The organism is Lapidilactobacillus bayanensis, from assembly GCF_003946695.1.
Lineage (GTDB): Bacteria > Bacillota > Bacilli > Lactobacillales > Lactobacillaceae > Lapidilactobacillus > Lapidilactobacillus bayanensis.
On the sequence record NZ_RHOX01000021.1, the window covers coordinates 14,687 to 38,595 of the forward strand.

16 protein-coding genes, 5 tRNA genes and 1 rRNA gene are annotated in these 23,909 nt (G+C 40.8%); 2 read left to right on the top strand and 20 right to left on the bottom strand.

Features of this window, described 5'->3' with window-relative positions; genetic code table 11:
• Nucleotides 1–366: 366 nt before the first annotated feature.
• Nucleotides 367–804, bottom strand: coding sequence for a hypothetical protein (locus EKM65_RS08455; RefSeq protein ID WP_125607482.1), 438 nt, complete (start codon nucleotides 802–804; stop codon nucleotides 367–369).
• 671 nt (nucleotides 805–1,475) lie between these two features.
• Between EKM65_RS08455 and EKM65_RS08460 the strand changes: the two genes are divergently transcribed.
• Nucleotides 1,476–2,852 carry an FAD-dependent oxidoreductase gene (locus EKM65_RS08460; RefSeq protein ID WP_125607484.1) on the top strand — a complete coding sequence of 459 codons (1,377 nt, stop codon included), beginning with the start codon at nucleotides 1,476–1,478 and terminating at the stop codon, nucleotides 2,850–2,852.
• A 375-nt stretch (nucleotides 2,853–3,227) separates the two neighbouring features.
• On the opposite strand, the gene EKM65_RS08465 is transcribed toward EKM65_RS08460, so the two are convergent.
• The 5 genes from EKM65_RS08465 to EKM65_RS08485 form a co-directional block, all read right to left on the bottom strand.
• The gene (locus tag EKM65_RS08465) at nucleotides 3,228–6,365 is read right to left on the bottom strand and encodes a pectate lyase-like adhesive domain-containing protein (RefSeq protein ID WP_125607486.1); all 3,138 of its coding nucleotides are present in this window, start codon (nucleotides 6,363–6,365) and stop codon (nucleotides 3,228–3,230) included.
• A gap of 12 nt (nucleotides 6,366–6,377) precedes the next feature.
• Nucleotides 6,378–7,394 (bottom strand): DUF916 and DUF3324 domain-containing protein, encoded by a 1,017-nt coding sequence (locus EKM65_RS08470; RefSeq protein WP_125607488.1) that lies wholly within the window; start codon nucleotides 7,392–7,394, stop codon nucleotides 6,378–6,380.
• A complete protein-coding gene (locus EKM65_RS08475) occupies nucleotides 7,381–8,466 on the bottom strand; it encodes a DUF916 and DUF3324 domain-containing protein (protein ID WP_125607490.1) in 1,086 nt (361 codons plus the stop codon). Before EKM65_RS08475 ends, EKM65_RS08470 begins: the two co-directional genes overlap by 14 nt.
• 24 nt (nucleotides 8,467–8,490) lie before the next feature.
• On the bottom strand, nucleotides 8,491–8,868 hold the full coding sequence (locus EKM65_RS08480; RefSeq protein ID WP_125607492.1) for an LPXTG cell wall anchor domain-containing protein: 378 nt from the start codon (nucleotides 8,866–8,868) through the stop codon (nucleotides 8,491–8,493).
• Between the two features lie 73 nt (nucleotides 8,869–8,941).
• Nucleotides 8,942–9,697 (bottom strand): WxL domain-containing protein, encoded by a 756-nt coding sequence (locus tag EKM65_RS08485; RefSeq protein WP_125607494.1) that lies wholly within the window; start codon nucleotides 9,695–9,697, stop codon nucleotides 8,942–8,944.
• 248 nt (nucleotides 9,698–9,945) lie between these two features.
• Between EKM65_RS08485 and EKM65_RS08490 the strand changes: the two genes are divergently transcribed.
• Nucleotides 9,946–11,424: a helix-turn-helix domain-containing protein gene (locus EKM65_RS08490; RefSeq protein WP_125607496.1), complete on the top strand. Its 1,479-nt coding sequence runs from the start codon at nucleotides 9,946–9,948 to the stop codon at nucleotides 11,422–11,424.
• Between the two features lie 167 nt (nucleotides 11,425–11,591).
• Here the strand turns inward: EKM65_RS08490 and EKM65_RS08495 are convergent, their stop codons facing one another.
• The 14 genes from EKM65_RS08495 to rrf form a co-directional block, all read right to left on the bottom strand.
• Nucleotides 11,592–14,282: a cation-translocating P-type ATPase gene (locus tag EKM65_RS08495; protein WP_125607498.1), complete on the bottom strand. Its 2,691-nt coding sequence runs from the start codon at nucleotides 14,280–14,282 to the stop codon at nucleotides 11,592–11,594.
• Nucleotides 14,283–14,711: 429 nt separating this feature from the next.
• Nucleotides 14,712–14,912 (bottom strand): hypothetical protein, encoded by a 201-nt coding sequence (locus tag EKM65_RS08500; protein ID WP_125607500.1) that lies wholly within the window; start codon nucleotides 14,910–14,912, stop codon nucleotides 14,712–14,714.
• Between the two features lie 480 nt (nucleotides 14,913–15,392).
• The gene (nadE, locus tag EKM65_RS08505; RefSeq protein ID WP_125607502.1) at nucleotides 15,393–16,220 is read right to left on the bottom strand and encodes an ammonia-dependent NAD(+) synthetase; all 828 of its coding nucleotides are present in this window, start codon (nucleotides 16,218–16,220) and stop codon (nucleotides 15,393–15,395) included.
• A 16-nt stretch (nucleotides 16,221–16,236) separates the two neighbouring features.
• The gene (locus tag EKM65_RS08510) at nucleotides 16,237–17,715 is read right to left on the bottom strand and encodes a nicotinate phosphoribosyltransferase (protein WP_125607504.1); all 1,479 of its coding nucleotides are present in this window, start codon (nucleotides 17,713–17,715) and stop codon (nucleotides 16,237–16,239) included.
• A gap of 557 nt (nucleotides 17,716–18,272) precedes the next feature.
• Nucleotides 18,273–18,974 (bottom strand): GntR family transcriptional regulator, encoded by a 702-nt coding sequence (locus EKM65_RS08515; protein ID WP_125607506.1) that lies wholly within the window; start codon nucleotides 18,972–18,974, stop codon nucleotides 18,273–18,275.
• A gap of 530 nt (nucleotides 18,975–19,504) precedes the next feature.
• Nucleotides 19,505–20,647, bottom strand: coding sequence for an N-acetylglucosamine-6-phosphate deacetylase (nagA, locus tag EKM65_RS08520; protein WP_125607508.1), 1,143 nt, complete (start codon nucleotides 20,645–20,647; stop codon nucleotides 19,505–19,507).
• Nucleotides 20,648–20,822: 175 nt separating this feature from the next.
• Nucleotides 20,823–21,620 carry a pyrroline-5-carboxylate reductase gene (gene proC / locus EKM65_RS08525; RefSeq protein WP_125607510.1) on the bottom strand — a complete coding sequence of 266 codons (798 nt, stop codon included), beginning with the start codon at nucleotides 21,618–21,620 and terminating at the stop codon, nucleotides 20,823–20,825.
• 369 nt (nucleotides 21,621–21,989) lie between these two features.
• Nucleotides 21,990–22,061: transfer RNA gene (locus EKM65_RS08530), tRNA-Gln, on the bottom strand.
• 5 nt (nucleotides 22,062–22,066) lie between these two features.
• A tRNA-Tyr gene (locus tag EKM65_RS08535) sits at nucleotides 22,067–22,147 on the bottom strand.
• A 105-nt stretch (nucleotides 22,148–22,252) separates the two neighbouring features.
• A complete protein-coding gene (locus tag EKM65_RS08540) occupies nucleotides 22,253–23,149 on the bottom strand; it encodes a hypothetical protein (protein ID WP_125607512.1) in 897 nt (298 codons plus the stop codon).
• Nucleotides 23,150–23,521: 372 nt separating this feature from the next.
• Nucleotides 23,522–23,594: transfer RNA gene (locus tag EKM65_RS08545), tRNA-Thr, on the bottom strand.
• A 7-nt stretch (nucleotides 23,595–23,601) separates the two neighbouring features.
• Nucleotides 23,602–23,673 (bottom strand) — tRNA-Glu (locus EKM65_RS08550).
• Between the two features lie 70 nt (nucleotides 23,674–23,743).
• Nucleotides 23,744–23,816, bottom strand: a tRNA-Asn gene (locus EKM65_RS08555).
• Between the two features lie 7 nt (nucleotides 23,817–23,823).
• Nucleotides 23,824–23,909 (bottom strand): 5S ribosomal RNA (gene rrf, locus EKM65_RS11635); the annotation flags it as partial.

The window sequence follows — 23,909 nt, forward strand, 5'->3', positions numbered from 1 at the left end:
CTGATCTGAAACGTGCTACAAACAACTGGCGGCAGTGACTTTAAGCGTGAATCTCCTTGCGTTAACACGCAATGATCTTCCCGTTTAAACTCATACCGCCAACCCGTTGCTTTCCGCACTCTGATTTTGAAACGTGCTTAAAGCAACTGGCGGCAGTGACTTTAAGCGTGAATCTCCTTGCGTTAACACGCAATGATCTTCCCGTTTAAATTCATACCGCCAACCCGTTGCTTTTCGCACTCTGATTTGAAACGTGCTGCAAGTCGCAATGATTATGTGGTAGCAAACCAAATTCAGAAATCAAAAACGATTTCTAAATTTGTTTCGTTACCACGTCATCACTAACCGCGACTTTCCGCACTCTGATTATGCTAACGCGCCAATTTTAGTTAGGTATTTACTTAAACGTTCGGTCGCGTCGTCTTGGTCTTTTTCTGCTTGGGTGAATTGGGCTTCATCAATTGTTTGGCCATCTTGCAAACTTTCGGTCATTGCTTGGCAGCCTTTAACGAAATCGCTGAAGGCGTTGACCAATGAATGATGATTACCCATCAACCGTGCTGGTGCTTGGGCTTGGTTCAGTTGACGTAATAATTCGTCATAAGTTTGTGTACCTGCAGCAAAGCCTTGACGGATTTCGTTATAACGATCAGCAGACATCGTCGCTAAGTCATGACCGTCAATTTTAGTCTTCAGCTCTTTAAACATCGGATCCAATTTTTCTTGTGTTTGTTCTGTTTCTTCAATCACGTGGCTAATTACTGAACCATAGTGCATTGCTTTTTGTTGTATTTTATTTGCCATTGCTGTTCCCATCCTTTTGCTTAATAATCTCATTATAACAAAATAACAAACGATAACGACGACAACATTATTTCGTTACGATTAATCTGACGTTAATTTGCCAGAAAAGTTTGACCCAGAATCAGTCATTGGCAATATTATCTATATATTTCTAGTTTTTATTCTAAATACTATTTTTGAATAATTTAATTTATGCTAAGATAAACTCATTAGTGTACTTGATCACTTAATAACACCTAAAAAGCTGATCTTACTTCTTTACAGCCACAATTTCAGTCTGTTAACTAATTTCCCATTGAACAAGAACTTGGCCTGAGCAAAAAATGCTATTAAGCTAATGAGCGCTTCTGCAGCTCGTCTTTTTAAAACGCGCACGACACATAGCAGCAACCGTTACGCCAATTGCTAATAAGAACCAGTTGAATAGCAAACTTTACACGATTAATGTGTCAACGAGGTTTCTCGGATCACAGTGGCGCCTTAATTTAACAATCAACCCAGGCAACTAATTTCATTATTTAACATCTTTTGATAAATTGCTGCTAAAATTTATGTCACCTGTCTCAAAGTACCCTCAAAAGAAACAATCTGTTATGAGCATGCGTTTGAATAATTGGGATCAAGTATGACTTGTCACTATTTTGAACAACACGACAGAAAGAGTGAATAAAATGAAGATTGTCATTATTGGCGGATCTCATGCAGGGATTGCAGTCGCTTCGAAAATTAAGAATTTAAGTCCCAAAACAAATGTCACCATTATTGAAGCCACGGATCACCTGGGTTTTATTAGTGACACGGTTAATCTGATGTTACAGGGTTTGATTTCTAAAGATAATATGGCCAAGGGTGAGGTCTACACGATTGATGATATTCGCAATGCTGGGATTGATCTGCGTTTAAACACAAGTGCCTTAGCCATTAATCGTCAGAATAAGACGGTCACAATTCAACAAGCGACACAACAACTTGAAGATATTGCCTATGATTACTTAGTTCTGGCCATGGGTTCAGCCGACTTTGATAAGTTAGACGCGATTAAAGAGCACCCTAATATTCATCTCTTAACCTATAAATACCCGAACGAAACATTGGATGCTTACGAAACGTTGAAGAAAAGTCGGCGGATTATGATTATCGGTGCAGGATTGATCGGTCTAGAATTGGCGAACAGTTTTTCAGCGCGGTCTGATCAAGAAGTGATGATTATTGAGCGCGCTAATTATCCACTATTTCGCTATTTCGACCAAGATATCGTTGAAATTATGGAACGCCATATTCCCGCTAACTTTCATATTTATACCAACCAGAGTTTCTATCAATTAGAAAACACCCCAGATGATAAAATTAGCTTAGTTACTTGGGATCAACAACGCATTACGGCTGACGCTTGCGTTTTGGCGTTAAATCCCAGGCCCAATACCGACCTCGTCAAAGATCTTCTGGACTTTAATTCAGATGGAACAATCAAGATCAACCAGTACATGCAAACTTCAGATCCCGATATTTTTGCCTGCGGTGATCTTGTTCGGATTCCAGTTATTCATGCGAATGACAGTGCTTATCTCCCTCTAGTTGGTAATGCCCGTAAAACCGGTTATATTGCCGCCTACAACATTCTATACAATGTTAGTAAGCCTTACCCACCTTCCCAGAGAACGCTCGCCACAAGCCTATTTGGCCATTTACTCGGTAGCACTGGTATTACCGCCGAAGAAGCCCGTTTTTCCGGTTATGACGTTGTTGAAATCACGAAGAAATACCACACTTACGCGAAATATGAAGCGGATCGAGATTTCTACTTGCATTTAAAAGTCATCTTTGACCGCAAGTCACGCGAAATTCTTGGCGCGCAAGTTATTACAACTGATCGTGCACAGCTTGATTTAATCAATATTTTCTCGGCGATGCTTTATCACCACGACTTGATCGACCAATTATTAGAAATCGACACCTTCTTCGATCCAGAGATTAACCCAACTCAGAACGCATTAATTGACGTTGGAATCGAAAGCCTGAAATACCGCGACCAACCAACTAGGCTTTAACAATTATTCGACGACTAACCGCAATTTCCTCTGGTGCTGATAAAAGAGTTGAGTTAAAGTCGAACCGCAAATAATGAGCACTGCAAAAAGATGACGGTTAACAACCAACACATTGATTAGTCCTAAAACAAAGCCGCCATCAGTGGTGCATTTGAACATGACAAAAAGATGACTTCAATTCCGAATCGGAATCTAGAAGTCATCTTTTTTCTGCCTTAAAACATGGTCAAGCGGTTAGCAGTAACCTGTTAAGCCGAATATACTGGGCGTGAATGATCTAGCAATGGCGTTTATTCAATCAAAACCTTGGCTGAATAGACGCCGTTGTTAAATAGGAAACCCACCCTGACTTACTCTCTGCTCTTGGCACCGGTTTTAGTTGATTGGTGCTGTAAGATCTAGTGCTTCAGTGGGAACGTCACTTAAATCCCATTGAATAACACCAGCATAAGTGCTGTCCATCTGCAACTTCAACTCTTCCGGTAAAACAAATTTAAAACCTAACTCATCATTAGCATTGGTGGTACCTGTACTGCTGTGTACCAAAACGTGCGTGTCAGCCGACGTTTCTTTACCGACCGCTACGACATTACGCTGAGCATTAAGCAACGTTTGCCCATCTACAGATTGCTTAGTCACGCCTAAAACATTATTGGGTAAATCAAGATCTTGATCCGTTTTTGGTAACAACGTTGCATTTAACTGCCAATCTGTGTGAGTTGAGCGTGTATCGGTAATGGCTAACTGGCCAGTAATTGTAACAGGGTCCTTCTCTTCAATCGTATCATTACCATAGTTAACTTTTAAGATACCAAAGTCAATGAGCGCTGGCGCTTCCAGTCCTATACTGCCATCGGAAACCTCGATAATGGTAGCCGCTGGAAAAGTCGCGTCATGATACTGCTCTTCAACAGCCGGTTCAATATTGCCTGCTGTATCTGTTAAAAACAGTTGCAACTCATCGCCGTCTTGTAACGGTAATATCTCACCAGGTAGCGAGTAATCCCATTTCCCATCAGCATCGACGGTTACTTGTCCTGACAATAGCGTTGTAACGCCGCCACGCTTCAATGTCACCGTCACGCTAGCACCCATCTCTGCTTCGCTACCGGAAAGTTTAGTTGCTTGAGTTGTTACTGCATCAACCTGAGTTGGCGTTGGTGGTGTAACATCCTGCACCGTAACCGATCCTTTAGTTGTTAGCACCGGATCATTCTTTAGAATTGATGCAGTAGCAGTTAACAGATCACCAGCCTTAAAGAAGGTGTCTTGTGTAAACTTCGTATTGTACTTAAAAGATGGACTAGTTACTGGATTCGGCCAAGCAAATTCGGATTCATTAGATGTCAGAACTGTCTGATTTGAATTTGCTAGGACAACTTTTGCATCGCCTGCTTGAGCCACGTCTGTAATATAGGTCGGTTCATTATTCTCGCCAATACCACTAGGGTCAGGGATACGCGACAAAATGGTTTCAGCGAATGCTGACTTGTCGGCGTCAGTTACTTCGTGGAATTCTAAGATCGGCATTCCAATAACACCGCTAATTCGACTATAGTCAGTAATTTTTTTCGATGGTGGTGTACCGCCAGTCATCGTTAATGCATTCGAAGAATCAGCAGTCAACGTTGCCGGGCTAGCAGAATAATCGGGACTTTTATCTTGATTAGTGCCGTTTTTCCAAACACTAATGGCGGCATTATTAATTTTAAAATTGTTGTTTGTTCCCCCAATGTTAACGGCAAATGTCCCATTCGTATTGCGCAAATCATATCCACCAGGATTATTCATGATTAACGAGCCCTGCTGTGCCCACGTACTATAATAAAAATTCACAACACCATTCACGGATTGACCCACGGCGTATAAATAACCGCCCTCATCAACCGTTAGCGAATCACCTGTCCCCATAAAGCGAATGACGGGAAAGTTAGGCGTACCACTACTTCGATTATATGTTGTTGAATTGACGATCGCACCGGATTTGATTTCAAAACTTTGATTGTTATCAGGGAAACTTATCGCACTACCGCATATACTATTATTAAATATCGCATTTTCTTCAACGCTGATCCGTGCAAAGTGAAAAAGTAACCCATTGTCAGATTGGAAACCCGTATTTGAAGAGCGTAATGTTAAAATCGAGTTTTTATCAACGATAGCATCTCCGTATACCCCGTTAACCTTATTTGAAACAATCGGAGCGGCATTTAAAGTGCTAGAAATACAAATTAACTTTGACCCAGCCTTAAGTGTGAAATTATGGGCGGTCAAAAGTGCTTTTTGTTGATAAATTTCATTATTCCCTGAAAAAGTAACATTGCCACTAGTCGTTATCAAAGTCGATCCGAGTCCGACACTGCCTTTACTGCCACTCGTAATATTTCTGAATTCAAAATCCCAATTTTTAGAATTAGAAAGTCCATAAATACTAAGAATAGAACTACCAGGGCCATCCGCTGAATTAGCTGACTTAACCAAATCTAGATCATGTAAATAAACTTTAGGGTTATTCACGACCGTAGAATTCAATTCTAGCACGGCATATGCACTCAAAACACTGCCGTTACGAAGATTAAGCTGATTGCCAGCACCATCGATTTCTAAACTATTGTCTGTATGTCTAATCGTTGTAACTGTTGTCCCATCAAACATGACATCATGACCAAGTGTAATTTTGGTAACAGTAGCACTCGTATACGCAGCCGCAAACTCTTGCCAATTTGAAACCACCACTTGAGTAGCATCCTTAACTTGCTTGCTAACATTCTTCTCGGCGGTTTTGGGTGCAGTTGCTTGTTCGTCAGACTTTTCAGAATTTTCAACACGAAATGCGTCACTTGAACTTGCGGACTCTGACGAAGATGACTCGCTCGAGCTGGAACTAGCTTCAGATTCACTGGTACTAGAAGAAGTTGATGATTCAGTTTCGGCCTGAACAACCGTAAACTTCGTTGTTGTTTGTAGAAGTTGCTCTGTTTCATCTTTAAACGACAATTGATACGTTTGAGCAGTATCAGGAATGAAGACGAAAGATAAGCCATTAGCTAACTGATCAGTGTTTAATTGTTTAACGACAACAAGTTGTTGTGCTTGGTCAAAAGTTAAGTTTGTTGCTTCATCATTAATCACCTTGGTCCGTTCTAAATTGAACTGCAGACCCGCCGGCACCTCAAATTGCAACTCATGATTTGACCAATCCTTTGCAAAATCAGTCAAACGAATAACCATTTGATCACCAGTTTGGGGCTGATTCTGTGGCAGGGTGTACGTGAACGTTAAGTCAGTTGTTGTTGCAGGTTGCGTTACAGTCTCATTCTCATCGACGATGCTGCTCACAGGTAATTCAGCTGAAGTCGTTGCCGATGACGCGCCGTCAGCTGATGAAGTAATAGTTGTTGTCGTATTCGTTGTCGCGCTTGTCGCTATTTGTGGTATTGCTGCTAACTCACTAGTAAACAAGCCACTAATACAAATAGCTGTGATGACTTTTTTAATCAGTTCCTTCTTCAAAACACTCCCCCCTCAATGTTGACTTTTTCTCCGCTGCCATAAATAGGCGCTGACCATTGCAAGGCCTACAATGATGAGTATTAAGATAATCATCCCAATTGGTAATGAGCGTTGCTTAACAACCTTAGACGTACTAACTGTTCGTTGGTTCAAAGACGGTTCTCGAACAATCTTCAATGTCTGGTTAAACTTCCAGCGTTGTTGATTACTAGTCGCAACAGTTACGACTCGGTACTCACCTGCTGCAAGTTTGTTTTGTAGGTTAATTGAATTGGTGAAATGGCTGTTAGGTGCCATTTGTAGACCATTCTGTTGATTTTCAAAAACCTTTTGCTTTGTTTTCTTAGAATAAATCTGAGTTTTAAGCGAGAGATTAAACAAATAATTCGCAACTGGATTCTGAATTACTTCAGTCATTATCTGTTTACCACGGCTATTTTTAGCGCTAATCTTCAACAAGTTTAATTCTGGAACAACCACTTTATTATCTTCGCGCAAAATCACGGCGATAGTATAGGCAACGGTATTATGAATTCCTTTTTGTTGAACCGGTTGGTCTGCGACTTCTGTGAACCGCAGAGCACCGGCTAGGATTCCCGTAAAGGATTGTTGAGGCAGTGCTAACTTAATCGTGACTTTTTTTAAACTGTTAGCAGGAATCACGATTTTATCTGGCAAAGTTGCTAAATCTGGCAATTGATATTTCAAAGTTGAATCAGCCTTAGCCTGTGTTGTTTGATAATTGATCGTACCATTCTCACTGGTCGTCGCAGAGACCAAACTTGGCGTGACGGTAATGTCTTTGGCAGACTGATTAGTTAAGTTAACAGTTAGCTGCTCTTCAGTATTGGGCTTAACTGCTAAATAAAAATAGGACTTCTTCGAATCAATTTGATGTGCAGATGTTACGGTAGAAATGGTCAAAGACGCTTTAGCCGCCACTTGGTCTGTCTTTAGCAACAGACCAGTCATTAGTAAAGTCACAATAAGAAATAATCCCCCCAGATAATATTTCTTATTGTTTGCCATCTTGATCACCCGTTTCTTGGTCTTCTGGCTTTGTTATTTGATCTTGTTCATCTCGTTTATGACGTTTGAGCAGCAAAATTAAAATTAAAATCAGCAAGAGGCCAATAATCACTAGATAAATCGCATAACGAATATACCAAGGCTTGTCAGGAGTTGCGAAGACAGAATTACGGTTAACCTCATTTGCCTTGCCTTCCGTTATGTTAAATGTTTGATCCCATTCCCAGTGACCTTTCTTACTATCAGCCTCAATGTGCGCTTGATACGTTCCAGATTTCATTCGTTGATTGTCCAAGTTAAGATCATAAGTGAACCGGGTATTTGGCGCGACACTCATTTCATTAGACGTGTTTTCAATGAACTTAGCACCATCTTTAGTAATCGTCGACTTCAAAACTAGCTTACTCTGAATCTCAGACACCGGATTCTGGATTGTGATGCCAATAACCGGTTGCGCGTTAGTTGTGCGTGGTTTTACCCCGACTAAATTCAGCTTACTCTGAAGTTTGGCCTGCGTTTCATGTAACACGATTGCGACAGCATACGTATAGGTATTGTGAATACCTGTTTTTTTCGCTTGTTCCTGCTTTTGCTCAACCTTGCTGACATTCAAGCCACCAAGAATGATGCCGGTAAATGACGTTTTGGGAATCGTGTAGTTAATCGTAACCAATTGCGAACTATTAGCAGGTACCGTTACTTTATTGGCACTCAATTTGAAATAATCTTTCATTTTGAATGGCAAAGTAGAATCATACTTTTGCTTGGTTGCGGTGTAATCAATCGCCCCAGCATCACTTGTCGCCGCCTGATTAATTGCTAATTTGAAAGTTCGTTTTTGATCAGCCTCATTGGAAACTTTGAACTTTAGTTTACCCGTTTGTTGCGGCTGTACTGTTAAGTCGTAATAAGTCGTAATGACTTTGTTAAGTTGATTAGCGGGCACTTGAATACTAACGCCATAATCGCCAGTACTTTTACCCTCGGTTGACTTTGCGGCTTTCGCAACAACTGCTTGTGGTATTGTAAATAATAAAAACAAACCTAGCAGTAAACTAATTCGTTTCTTCATGAGGACTCATCCCACTTTCATCTCTTAACTTTGATTTAATGTTAGTTGTTCATCTCGACCGCGCTTCATCAAGATCAACGCAATCATTAATAATTCGATCCCTATGATCGTCAGGAAATAATTAACTGAGTCACCGGTTTGCGGCAACCGCCCTAAAAGTTCGAGGTTACTGGGAACTTTTGTATAAGGCTCGGCACCTTTGTTATCAGTGACGGGCGTTACAATAATGCCTGTACCAGGAAGCTCTTCACCGGGACCATGATCGTCAATTGATGAACCACTCAAAATAAAGGTAATCGCACCACGGTTAGTTGCTGCCGCTGCTTGCACCGTTTGTTTGCCGCCAGCAACTATCGCCAGCATTAAGCCGATAACCATCAATAACCAAATTTGTTTACGCATCGTAACGCCTCCTTTGGCTAAATAGTTAAAAAGCGGAGTAGGCTGCAACCCCACCCCACTTATTAATGTTTTATTACTCAGTTGGGCCGGCAGCTAATGTCCAATTAAGATTAGCAGTGTAAGTCGTTGCTGATTCATCACCAATGGTTGATAAAGTAATCTTAGAGTTTTCTTGACCAGTCGTTATTCCATTACTTGCAAGAGCATCTGTCGTTGTATCAGTCTCTTTATGATTATAAACAGAAATCCAAGTTCCCATCCCTTTTGACTCGTCTGCATGGAAAATGTTAGCTGCAACACCTGGTGTCAAGTCAACCGCAGTTGCGACGGGCGCAGTCGCTGACGCATCTGCTGCATCATATGCCTTAGCAACTTCACCAGCATCGAAGTGAATTGTCGTTGATGCTAAAGTTTTAGTATCTTTAGCAAAATTGTCGTAAGTGACATTAACGTGCCAGCCTTGCATTTCACCGGTTTTATCCGTGACTTGGATAAACGGAGTTGTTGCTGCACCAGCAGCCGGTTCAATTTCTACATCACTCCAAGTTGCGCTATTACCAGTAACATCATGAGTACCAAAGTCTAAACTTGGTACAACGTCAAGTGACAGTGGACCTTCATTACCAGTACCAGGATTTTCTGGATCTGGATCTTCTGGATCTGTTGGGTCAACTGGGTCTGTTGGATCCGTATTGGTTGTGAATGTAACCTTACCAGTTGAAGTAGCTTCACTCACAACATCAGTTGCCGCAGAGACAACCGAAGTGCCGATACCTCCAAGTAACATTGCAGAAACCAGAAGTGTGGATACTAAAGTTTTCTTCATCATGAATCTCCCCTATCTCATTATTTTGATTACGGTTTCATTGTAATCGATTTTCTTTCAGCAAAACTATCAGGATATTAGCAGTTTCGTCCGAATTTTGAGAGTTTTCAAACCAATATTATTGCGGTACAATTTTAAATAGTCCTTGTTGAGACTAGCTTTACCATGTTTTGTAAGCTCTAATAATCTTCTCTATCTGCTTTTATTCCAGTTATCCTCACAATGCTGTGGTAACTTCTAAGGATGAGTCTATGGACCTAACTGAACTTCTTAATAAGAATGACGCACTACAAGTTAAAATTTTCCACACCGTTTTGCTCAATAATTCGCAAGTCTCTGCGAAATGCTTACTTGATGAACTCAAGATTTCCAATCCAGTTTTAATTAAAGCAATGGCGGGCATCGAACAACTAACACACAAGTTAGATAGTGATGTTCACATTCATTTTCAACAGATTAATAATGAATCTTATGTGGTTCTAGAGAAAAGTCCGCGTGCGGATCTATCAGATATTTATTATGCTTATTTATCTGAATCAGTTGAATATAAAATATTGTGCTATCTTTTCAAGTGGCAACATTTTACCACTCAAAAGCTATGCCGCTATTTAGTAATCAGTGAGGCAAGTGTTTACCGATATCTTACCCATCTGAATCACTTACTAGCAGAATTTGACTTAAAAATTAAAAACGGTCAATTAGTCGGCAATGAATTACAAGTAGATTATTTCTACCTGGAACTAATCTGGAATTCTCGACCAATGAATGAAATTGTTGCCGCTACGAACGAAGAAAGAATTACGCGCACTGTCATTGCCTTAGAACAAGCATTAACAACCAAGTTCAGCACAAGTACAAGCTTATATGTCTCTCTTTGGCTGGCAATATTGCAAAAGCGTCCCAACGCTGAATTAACTGACAATATTATTAATAACGGCCTAATTCAAGAAATCAGAAAAGACCCATTATTTGATCACGTCCAACAAATTTATTTTCGTTTTATTCTTAGTGAGGCCAACTACGGTAGTGGCGCCAAAAGTATCTATCTATATCTATTTTTGAATTCAGCCGCTTTGGGTGATGACCAGCATTTAATCTTTGATAATGGTCATTGCTGGCCGACTCCTTTTTCAAAAATCATCAAGATGGCAGAATGGATTGTGAATTATGTTAATGACAACTTAAAGGTTGATGTCAATCTTTTACCGAAAGACTTTATCATTCACTGGCGAATCGTCTTAACGCAATTGTTAACGCAAATCTATTTCTTCCACGGTTATATTAATGCCGTCGCTGTCGATATCAGTACTTCAATTCCAACCAGTACTGAAATACTACTCGAACCGATTATCAAGACGATGGCGGTAGCGTTTACTCCTCACGTCTTTTTATCCCCAACAATGCGAACTTACACTAGTGCCATCTTAGAGAGTTATATCGAGGCCAGTCGTGAATTTTCTGATTATAAACTGGTCATTGGTATTTTCACCCGTGGCGGCTTTTTGACCACCAACTATCTAATCGAGCAATTCAAGAGTGAATTTATTCTCCATCACGGATTAACCATCGAGATTGCCACTGCGCAGCATCATTATGATTTGCTAATTACAGACACTTTGTCAGTTGCTAATGCCTTTCACTTTAAAGAACTATATACACTAACTGGGAAATTAAATGTCACCGATAAACGGATCATTACAGAAATCCTATTAGAGCTAGCTGCTCAATAACCAAAGTCGAACCAAAAAATTGATAATACGCAAAAAACCAGAGTCAAATCCATTTTTTGGATTTAACTCTGGTTTCTTTTTTGAAATAAATAACGTTACTGTTGGTTTGCAATTCAAATCTAAGTTTCAGGACCTGATATGTTAATCATCCTTAACTGATCACGCTATTATTGACGTCCCATTTTACGCTGAACAAATTTAACGATTTCGACAATGACGACCATTAAAATACCAGCGCCGAGAACCATGCTCCATTGTAACAAGTTCAATTCTGTGACGTGGAACAACTTGTTAAAGCCAGGAACAACAATTGTTAAAGCAACCATAATTGTTGACATGGTAATGCCGATATTAAAGACGCGATTAGCAAACGGATGAATCTTGAATAATGATTGGTGAATTGACTTCACATTAAAGGCGTGGAACAACTGAATCAGTGCCAAAGTTGCGTAAGCCATCGTTAAGGCATCAGCATGAATGGCGTTGTAGCCGCTGTGAACAGGGAACATAATGGCCAATCCATAAACACCTAACGTTAAGATACCTTCGAGAATTCCTTGATAGATAATCGAAGACGCAACACCACCACTTAAGAAGTTAGCCTTGCGACCACGCGGTTGACGCTTCATAATGCCTGGTTCGGTTGGTTCAACCCCTAAAGCAATCGCTGGGAAAGTATCAGTTGCTAGGTTGATCCATAACAATTGAACAGGTACTAAGATATCCCAGCCCATTAAAGTCATGACGAATAAGGTTAAAACTTCACCTAAGTTAGCCGATAATAAATACTGAATCGACTTTTGAATATTGGCAAAAACTTTTCGCCCTTCTTCAACGGCGACAATAATCGTTGCAAAGTTATCATCAGCTAGGACCATATCACTAGCACCCTTAGAAACTTCAGTGCCTGTAATACCCATCCCAATACCAATATCGGCAGACTTCAAGGCCGGCGCGTCGTTAACACCATCACCAGTCATCGCAACAACTTTACCCTTATCTTGCCAAGCCTTAACAATTCGAACTTTATGTTCTGGAGAAACTCGCGCATAAACAGAGTATTGACCAACATTCTTGGCAAATTCGTCGTCACTCATCTTATCTAATGCTGCACCAGTAATAACAGCATCATCATCACCAGGCTTAATAATTCCTAAACGCCCAGCAATTGCTTCAGCAGTATCTTGGTGGTCACCAGTAATCATCAATGGTCGAATACCGGCCTTTTTCGCATCCGCAACAGCTTTAGCAGCTTCAGGCCGTTCTGGATCGATCATCCCAATTAACCCAGCGAAGATTAAATCATTTTCGACCGTCGCGCTATCTAATTTTTCGGGCATGGCGTCAACAATTTTATAAGCCATTGCTAAAACACGTAACGCTTGTGTGGCCATCCCTTTGTTTTCTTGCAAAATTTCACGACGATCAGCATCAGTAATTTGCCGCACGTCATCAGCCGTATCTTCAATACGCGTTACTCGCTTCAATAATTCATCGGGAGCACCTTTAACTGCAACATAGAATTGACCGTTAGCTAATTGATGAATTGTCGACATCAACTTACGCTCGGAATCAAATGGTACTTCGCCAACACGTGGTTCTTTTTTCAGTTCATCAGTAACTTGATAATCATGATCAAAACCAAATTGAACTAAAGCTGTTTCAGTAGGATCACCGACCAATTTACCATCATTTTGAATCTTGGTGTCATTGCTAAACGTCATAACTCGCAATGTATTATCAGTAGCAGAAATTGGGTCACTAGCCGGCGCTAATTTTCCATGACGATACACTTTTTCAACGGTCATTTTATTTTGTGTTAACGTACCAGTTTTATCAGAGGCTACAATATCTGTTGAGCCCAATGTTTCAACCGCTGGTAATTTACGCACTAATGAACGCCGTTTGGCCATACGTGTCGTTCCGAGGGCCAAAATAACAGTTACGATTGCTGGCAACCCTTCTGGAATAGCAGCAACAGCTAAAGAAATAGCCGTTAGTAACATTTCAATAATCAACTGATTCATTGGTAAGTTATCATGATTATTCATGACACCAATCACAAAGATAATCGCAGCAATCGCCAAAATTAACCAAGTAATTGTTTTACCAAGTGAATTCAAATTAGCTTGTAATGGCGTTGTCGTTTCTTCAGCAGAGTTGATCATGCCTGCAATGCGACCAACTTCAGTGTTCATTCCAGTGCCAATCACAACCCCAACACCACGGCCATAAGTCACATTGCTGTTCATGAAGGCCATATTATGGCGATCACCGATGGGAATGTTTTCATCTTTTAGCGTTGCAATATCTTTTTCAACAGGGACCGATTCACCAGTTAAAGCAGATTCTTCAATCTTCAACGAAGCAGCTTCAACTAAGCGTAAGTCAGCTGGCACAATGTCACCAGCTTCAAGCAAGACAATATCGCCAGGCACTAGATCAGTACTACTAATCGTTTCCATGTTGCCGTTGCGTCGGACATGTGCTTCTGGCGTGGACATTTCTTTCAGTGCATCAATTGCTTCTTCAGCTTTTGATTCTTGAAAAACACCAAAGATGGCATTGATAATCACCACGGCTAAAATTAGCATAGCATCGGCCCATTCGTGAGCCACTACACCCGAAATAATTGCCGCTGCTAATAAAACAATGATCATAAAATCTTTGAATTGATCTAAGAAACGTTGCGCCAGCGTCCGCTTTTTGGCCTGCTCAAGGGCATTTAACCCATATTTTTCTAATGCAGATTCTGCTTGAGCATCACTCAAGCCATTTTTGCTAGTGCCAAATTCTTGAAGGATCTGCTGCTCAGATTGAGCGTAAAAACGTTTGTTTGAATCTTGAGCTTGTGTCAAAAAATCGACTCCTTTTATCTAATTAGATTTATAAAATAGTTTGAAAACAAGGTTAATAAAAATAAATTGCATTGCCGCTAACTGCTATATTGATGTTCTTCGTGCCTACGGGAAATATGCTAGTGGAACGCTGCGAGCTTGATTTGATCCGAATCAAACCCGATTTATTTTGAATGTGAACTTGATTGAGAGCTGCAAATCCTAGAACTGTTATGCTGTGGTTCTTCGTGCCTGCGGGAAATACGCTGGTGGAACGCTGTGGGCTCGACTTTAAGCCAATCTACGATTGTCTTAAAGCTCGGCCTTGTCGTAAATGGTAAACCATTAACGACAATTTCACGGCTGACCGCGATTTCCCTCCGGCACTGACAAAAAAGTGTTAGTGCTGTCTTAACTGCAAATTTATACTTCTTGAAATTAAAAGGCAGTTCAACCACTCGTCAATTCAGCGCTTGCGCAAAGGTTGCCAGCTTGCTTGTCCAGTGGCGGCAAATAAATACCGCTCAGTAGTGAAATTAATGTTAGCAATTTATTGCTTACATTAAGGCTCGTATTTGAGACGATTCGCACTTCAATCGGCTCAAATCGACGCCCACTACGTTCCAGCGACAAGTATTTATTTGCCGCCACGATACCCCGCACGCTCCGTACGCAACCTTTGTGCAAGCACGAAGAAGAGCAAAATAACTGTTCTAATATTTAGCGCGCTAAATTCAAGCGACGTCTACTACGTTCCAGCATCAAGTATTCCTTCACCGTCGTGGCAATGCGCGCACGTTCTGTATGCAACCTTTGCGCAAGCGCGCAGAAAAGCTTCAAAGAATAATTATGACATTAACAGATAACCCCATTCTCACGATACAGTTTTAATAAACCCAAGGAAATAAAAAAGACTTGTACGCGAACAGCCGCATACAAGTCTCACTATTTAAGACAAAACCAGAACTATCGTCTTGTTGATGGTTTTATCACAGCATCGCTGCAAGTTACTCCCTTGTTTCTAATGGCAAGTATACCTGAAAAGTACGGCTAAAGCAATTTATAACTTATCGATTAGATAAAAAATTGTTAGTCGTCTCTAAATACGCCTTAAATCCATCACTTAACCCATTATTTCCAGAACTCATCAAAAACCGTAATTGGTAAGTGCCGCTTATGCTCCGTTTTGCTGAACCAATTTTCAATTTTTTCAGCAGCGCTAGGATCAATCTCCTTGCCTTCGAGATAATCATCAATATTGTCGTAAGTTACGCCTAAGGCCACTTCATCTGGTAATGACGGTCGATTATCTTCTAAATCAGCCGTTGGTTTCTTCAAATATAAATGTTCTGGTGCGCCTAACTCTTTTAACAATGCACGGCCCTGACGCTTATCCAGACGGTATAGCGGTGTTACATCGGCGCCACCATCACCATACTTAGTATAAAAACCCGTAATGTTTTCAGCCGCATGATCGGTACCGACCACCGCGCCGGCATGCGCACCAGCAATAGCATATTGAACGATCATTCGTTGGCGTGCTTTAATATTACCTTTATTGAAGTCGCTTATTTCTTGACCATTCGCTGCTAGTTCACTAAACATTGCGTCGGTTGCAGCTTTAATATCAATCCGAACAACTTGATCAGCATTCATCCACTCGATAGCTTCCATGGCATCACTTTCATCAACCTGAACGCCATAAGGTAATCGTACGGCGATAAATTGATAGTCAGAATTGCCTGTTTCAGCGCGTAATTCACTAATAGCCATTTGGGCCAGCTTACCCGCCAAGGTTGAATCCTGACCGCCAGAAATTCCCAAGACATAAGATTTAAGAAAGGTATTTTTTAACAAATAATCCTTCAAAAAATCAACTGAACGACGAATTTCGGCCGTCACATCAATTGTTGGTTGTGTTCTTTCGACTGCGATTATTTTTTTCTGTAAAGGTCGCAAGATTCTCACTCCTTAACTAATCTTGATTGTCACTTAAATTCTCAACCATTTGCCGCATTTGCGCAATGTGAGCCATCTTGTGATCGTAAAGGCGCTGCGACAAGTCTACGGGATATTCCTGCGGATTCAAATCACGTTTATATTCATCCCATAATGAATCTAGGTTCTCTGTTTCGTAGGCTTTAATCGTATCTAAATCTGGCAGATCATAAACTAACTTACCATCAATAAAGATGTCTTTCAAAACTGGAACGGCATCAAAATCGTGGATAGTTTTATTAATGTAATTATATTTAGGATGGAACATAAATAGTGCCTCATGTTCCAACGGATTTTCATCCCATAATGTGACATAGTCACCTTCAGATTTGTCATTCTTCTGCCGATTAGTAATTCGCCAAACTTGTTTCTTACCTGGTGTGCTAACTTTTTCAACATTACTCGAAAGTTTAATCGTGTCAACCATATGACCCTGAGAATCTTCGATGGAAACCAATTTGTAAACGGCCCCTAAAGCTGGTTGATCAAAGGCGGTAATCACTTTAGTCCCCACGCCCCAAATATCAATCTTTGCACCTTGCATCTTTAAGTTTTGAATGGTTTTTTCATCCAAATCATTCGAAGCATAAATCTTAGCATCGGGAAAACCAGCAGCGTCTAGCTGTTGACGAACCTTTTTAGAAATATAGGCCATATCACCGGAATCAATCCGCACACCTTGGAAGTTGATCTTCGCGCCCATTTCCTTGGCAACACGTATCGCACTCGGCACACCAGAACGTAAGGTATCATACGTATCAACCAGAAAAACACAGTCATGGTGAGTTTCAGCATAAGCCTTAAAAGCTTGATAATCATTTTGATAGAATTGAACCAACGAATGCGCATGAGTACCACTTGCGGGAATACCGAAAATCTTAGCGGCACGAACATTACTCGTTGCGTCAAAGCCACCAATATAAGCGGCACGCGTTCCCCAAATGGCGGCATCCAATTCTTGTGCACGTCGTGAACCAAACTCAAGCACCGGGTTGTCGCCAGCAACTGACTTAATTCGTGCTGCTTTGGTAGCAACTAGAATTTGGAAGTTGATAATATTTAAAAGGATGGTTTCAATTAATTGACACTGATCTAGCGGACCTTCGACTTGCAAAACTGGTTCTTCGTTGAAAACTAAATCACCTTCTTGCGCCGAACGAATGGTACACTCAAACTTCATGTTAGCAAGATAGTCAACAAATTCAGGATCAAAATTTGCTTGTTCGCGTAGGTAAGTTAAATCACTCTCGGTGAAATGAAAATCTTGTAAAAAATTAACGATTCGCTCTAAACCAGCAAAAATTGCATAGCCATTTTCAAACGGAATTTTACGGAAATAAGCTTCAAAAACAGCATGCCGTTTGTTGATTCCTTTTTTCCAATATGTGTACATCATATTTATTTCATAGAAATCCGTGTGCAGCATCAAACTGTCATCAGGATATACTTTTCTCATAGCGCACCCCGCTAGTTGCTTATTTTGTTAAGGGTATTATACCATGGCTCCTTTGCATTAAGTACATTATAACGCACCGCCTGTGAAAAAATTCGCGAATTTATGATGAAAGCGAAATCAACTTTCAATAATTAATAATTAAATGATCTTACCCGCAGAAACTGATAACCCGCAAACTAAATGACTTTAATCAGCAGCATACCGTTTTAAACTTAAGTCTTTGCACAACGCCCTTAACCAAAAATACCGGTAAATTATTGGTGCTGCTAAAGTTGTCCTTTTGAAATATTCAGGTTATGTTAAAGATGTGATTAAGATACTAGGCTTATCTTGGAAAGGCAATAGCCATTTCCATGTTGGGGGAATGGCTATTTTTTCACCGATTTGATAACAGGCGTGTGAGGTCATGAATTTTTTCCAAAAATAAACTTGGACTAGAAGCGAGCTACAAAATTATCCAACCAATATTAACTTAAAAAAGTCCGATCCTGTTTCTTAGACAGCTAAAGTGAGACAAGAAATAAAAAGAACCGGGATTTTTGTCCCAGTTCCTACGTTTATTTCTCTAAGAAAAACTCAAATCTTTCACCGGCATATTGCGTCCGCACATATTCAAAGGGGCGTTCATCATCAAGATAAGTAATTTGCCGTAAACGCAGAATAGCATCGCCTTTTTTGATGTTCAAATATTCAGCAATGTTTTCTGAAGCTAAGGTTGCCATTACAGTCTGCTTAGCTCGACCGATGTGATAGCCTCCCTTGTGCTCCATCGTCGCATAGAAAGAATCCGTCACTTCTGAACGACTGAAATCTTTGATCAACGCCGCTGGAATCGTGGTGACTTCAAAACTAATAGGCACACCATCAGCTAACCGAATCCGCTCCATGCGAACAACTTTATCTTTCTCACCAAGTTGCAAGCGTTCTTGCTCACTCAATGATGGACTCACTGTTCGATAAGAGATCGTTTTACTAGAAGGAAACTTACCTTGAGAACGCATAATTTCAGTAAAACTAGTTGTCCCAGACATTTTTTCTTGAACTTTTTGGCGAGCAACATAAGTTCCGGCACCAATCCGCCGCTCTAAAATTCCTTCATCAACAAGCGTCTGTAACGCTTGCCGTAAAGTCATTCTGCTCACGTCAAATTTAACAGATAAGGCTCGCTCAGACGGAATTCGATCGCCGACTTTCCAAATACCTGCTTCAATATCACGTTTAATTTGATTGTGGATTTTAATATATACCGGAGATTCCATGTCGTTACCTCTTAACATCCAAGTAAAAGTTCAAGTTGAAATTATAGTTGATTGAAGCCTAATCAAAACGACTGGCGACAGTGAATTAGGTGTGAATCTCACTGCGTTAGCACGCATTGATTTTTTCGTTTAAAATCATGTTGCCAAATCGTCGGTTTTTGCACTCTGATTTGAAATGTGTTCAAGCCAACTGGGTGTCGTGTATTTAAGCGTGAATCTTGCTGCATTGTCATGCATCAATCTTCCCGTTTAAATACAAACACCCAACCCGTTGGCTTTCGCACTCTGATTTTGAAACGTGCTGCAAAGCAACTGGCGGAAGTGGATTTAAGCGTGAATCTCCTTGCGTTGACACGCAATGATCTTCCCGTTTAAATACAAACACCCAACCCGTTGACTTTCGCACTCTGATTTTGAAACGTGCTCACAGCAACTGGCGGAAGTGGATTTAAGCGTGAATCTCCTTGCGTTGACACGCAATGATCTTCCCGTTTAAATTCATACCGCCAACCCGTTGCTTCTCCGCACTCTTATTCTGGATGGTTCTCGTTGCCGTAGCTGTATGTCGCAACTAAATTCATGTTGCGGTCGAGTAAGTTCATGTCGGCGTCTTTACCTTCTGTTAGCGTGCCCTTTGAATCCAAATGGAATTCTTCTGCTTGGTTAACGCTAGACATTTGAACAGCTTCGAACATTGAGCAACCTGTAAAGTCTTGAATGTTCTTGAACGCATCGATGAATTGTAGAACTGAGCCTGCTAAAGTACCATCAGCCAAACGTGCTTGCTTATCTTTAACAAATACTTTTTGACCACCTAATTCACTTTCACCTTCAGGCATACCCTTTGAGCGCATTGAATCAGTCACTAATTCAATCCGTTCTGGCCCCTTCATGTCAAAAGCAAGGCGAATCATATCAGGGACGATGTGGAAGCCATCGCAAATCAATTCGGCGTGAATATTATCTTCCAACATCACGTGACCAGTAACGCCTGGTTGACGATGCTTAAATTCACGTTGAGCATTGTATAAGTGAGTCGCATGAGTTGCTTTACTATTCAATAATTGTTCACGAGTTGCATTACTGTGCCCTACTGATGGCACAATCCCATGCTCCAAACAATAGTCTTCAAATGCCGCTGAACCTTTATCTTCAGGCGCGTAGGTAATCAACTTAACAAGATTACCAGATAATTCGTTCCATTCACCTAATAATTTAGTATCAGGATCTTTAATGTATTCTTCTGGTTGAGCACCTTTATATACTGCGGAAATAAATGGACCTTCCAAATGAACGCCTTTGATAACTGGATTGCGTTCTGCGGCAACCTTAACACCCTTCATCGCATTGGCGATGTTCTCGTTAGATTGCGTCATTGTCGTTGCAAAGAGTGTTGTCACACCCTCATTACGCATCATTTTAGTTGCCATCGTATCAATCTGATCCGGATCGCCATCCATTGCGTCGAAACCATAGCCACCATGAGCATGAACATCGATGAATCCAGGAATAATCGTCGTTCCTTGAATATTCTGAACCTCATCACCCGGTTGAGCGACATAATCATAGACTGGTCCTACTGCTAAGACTCTGTCGTCAAAGCGAATGTAACCATCATCAATAACTTGATCCCCTGTATAAATTTTTGCATGCTTTAAAACTTTAGCACCCATGAAGACATCTCCTTAATAAAATTGAACGCTAACATAACCAGTGCGTTCGAATATTTTATGCCTAATCAATTATTAGTATAGGTGGTATAGACCAAAAAATCAAGTTCAAAAAATCAGACCAATTCTCAAAGAACGCTGCTGTCATTATAACATGCAGATGGACCAATAAATAAATCTATTCACCTAAATCTTTTTTGATCATGGCATCAACCGCTTTCGTAATCGCCGTTTCAAATCCGGCCTCTTGTAGCGCCAATACCCCAGCGATTGTTGTGCCGCCAGGTGAAGAAACCTGATCAATCAAGTTCCAGGGAGCCTCTCCACTTTGTTGGATCAATTGCGCGCTACCAACGACCATTTGACTCACAATACGCAACGACTGTGCTTTTGACAGGCCATATTTCACACCAGCATGGGCTAATGCGTCCATGAATAAATAAGCAAATGCCGGCGCACTCCCTGCCAGTGCAACAAAAGTACTAAAATCCTGTTCAGGTAACGTGATAACCTCGCCAATTTCACTGAATAACAATTTAGCCGTTGCGGCCGCAGAGACCAGTGCAACCTTGTTAGCCGCAATCGCTGTAATCCCTGCGCCAATCCGTACGTTTAAGTTGGGCATAACCCGTACGAACGGAACCTGTGAACCTGTAATTTCTGCTAGGTCCGCTAATGACACGCCAGTTAATAGTGAAAGAACGGCCACTTTACCAGTCACTAATGCTGGTTTTACTTCCGTTAATATTTCCGTCTTTAACTCTGGTTTAACCGCCAGAACTAAAACATCAACATTTTTCGCAACATCAAGATTAGTATTTGCCGTTGCCAATTCGAACTTATCGGCATACGTCTGATAATTGCTGACGTGCGCACTGTGCACAATGATATCCATCGGTTTAACTGCTTTTTTCGTCAACAACCCTTCAATAATTGCCTTACCCATATTTCCTAAACCAATAAATCCAATTTTCATTTAATCAGCTCCTGATTCTTAATTGTTTAATGATGGTACAACACTGCTACGGTGAATTTGTAACCAGTTTAGCCATTATCTAGCTGACAAGTCAACAATGAACAATACAAAGTAAAGCAGATTTGTTCAACCGTTGCTAGTAAATACCTTAATAAATTAGCCAACACTTGCTTTCGTTGGAAGAAATAAAGGATGAAGTTTTGAATCAATCATATTTTTATTTATTCTTCAAAAATCCATTTTTGGCGACTCTTTTTTTGGCGACTCTTTTGATGAATTTCAACGCCTTTTATCGATAGATTAGAACAAAGAAAAACCCCGTTACCATGTCTTATCGACCAGTAACGGAGCTCATCGTCCTATATTAAATTGGGTTAGCTGGATTCGAACCAGCGCATGACGGGATCAAAACCCGTTGCCTTACCGCTTGGCTATAACCCAATGTATGGAGGAGAGTGGATTCGAACCACCGAACCCGAAGGAGCGGATTTACAGTCCGCCGCGTTTAGCCTCTTCGCTACTCCTCCATTTGCCAGAATTAACCGACTTAAATATGATAACTAAAAACGCGTTATTTTTCAAGAGTTAAACGCAGATTTTGCGTAAAAAATTGATTTTGGTTTATTTTTTATCTACTGTAATGACGTTGCCATTTGAATCACGATAATTGGGTCAGCCGCAGAAATAGTATACACCGCGGTTCCTTTACTCCAAGTAACGGTATTCATACGCGATGACGCAGCACTAGATACATAGAGATTAATCGCACCGTGAAGATCCGGTATAGGCAACATTTGCGTATGCAAAATAGTCACAACCTGTTTAGCAAGCGGCTCTCCCACTTCGTTATTCACATTTGACGAGCGCACGACCAATGACCAGCGACCTTCAGTCCAGTTCAGATAGCTAGAACCAGCGGCGCCTTCTTTAGTGGCGTAAATTCCCGTTCCTAAGTCAACAGTTGGCAATCCAGTTACTGGTGCATGATAGTTAATCGCACTTTGCGCAGCAGCTGTTGACGCGTAAGTCTGTTTTTGTAAAGTTGCAGCGGCCTGCCGATTCGCTAAACTACTATCGTTAAAGTCTACGGCGTTACCAGTAGTGTAATAAAATACTGTATAATTCCGTGTGTTGCCCGTATAACGACTGCTTAGAGCTGATTGCTTAGTGTTGATACCCGCTTGAGGAAATTTTTCACCAGGTAAACTAGTTTTCAAGGCATCTGTAATCAGAGTTAAGCGGTCACCCGCCACCTGAGAACTACTTTTTGCTGACTTCTTAGATGTACTAGCACTTGACTGACTGCTCTCCTCAGTCGAATCCTTAGTGGCCGTCGATTGAGAATCAGATGTCTTTTCTGATGATGCTTGTTGGTTTGATTGCTTATTCTGATGAGACTTTTTCTTAGTATGACTGACTTTTGATGACTCAGTCGAAGTATTTGAAGTTGTTTGCGCTTGATTATGGCATGCTGTCCCTAGCAGCATTAATGCCAATAACGACAAGCTAATAATACCTTTTTTTTGCATTTCTTTTCCCTTCTTCCCCAGTTCCATTGATAACATCAGACTATCATAATCTCACGTAATTTCAAAGACTTCGCCCATGTTATCGGCATATTAAATTATGCCATATTCAAAAAATAATAAATTTCAAATCAACAAAAAAGAAAAAGCAGTCAAATTATTAAGTTCAATTGAATAATTTTGTGCCGCGTACTTTTAAATCTCGCTGAAGCCACTATGAACATAGGCTCTTCTTGTCTAGTATTTGTGCCGCAGCTTGTAAAAATATGTGAAAAGGCTTTTTTGAGAATAGTAAAAAAAGCCCCACAATCGTTAATATATCAACGATTGTGGAGCTTTTCCCTTTAACCAGAAAAACTCGTAAATGCTATAAAATGCCGGATACTGGAATCGAACCAGCGACCTCTTCTTTACGAGGGAAGCGCTCTACCGACTGAGCTAATCCGGCATATTTATGACCCGTACGGGATTTGAACCCATGTTACCGCCGTGAAAGGGCAGTGTCTTAACCACTTGACCAACGGGCCATGTTACTCTAACAGTACATATACTGTCATTTAACCAAAAAAATCGGTCTCACCGACCGATTTTGGCTAACTCCGGTTGTCAGACTCGAACTGACGACATCTTGATTAACAGTCAAGCGCTCTACCAACTGAGCTAAACCGGAATTACTAGCGTGGCAGCGCCCTACCCTCGCAGGCAGTCTCCCACCAACTACTCTCGGCGCTAAGAAGCTTAACTTCTGTGTTCGGCATGGATA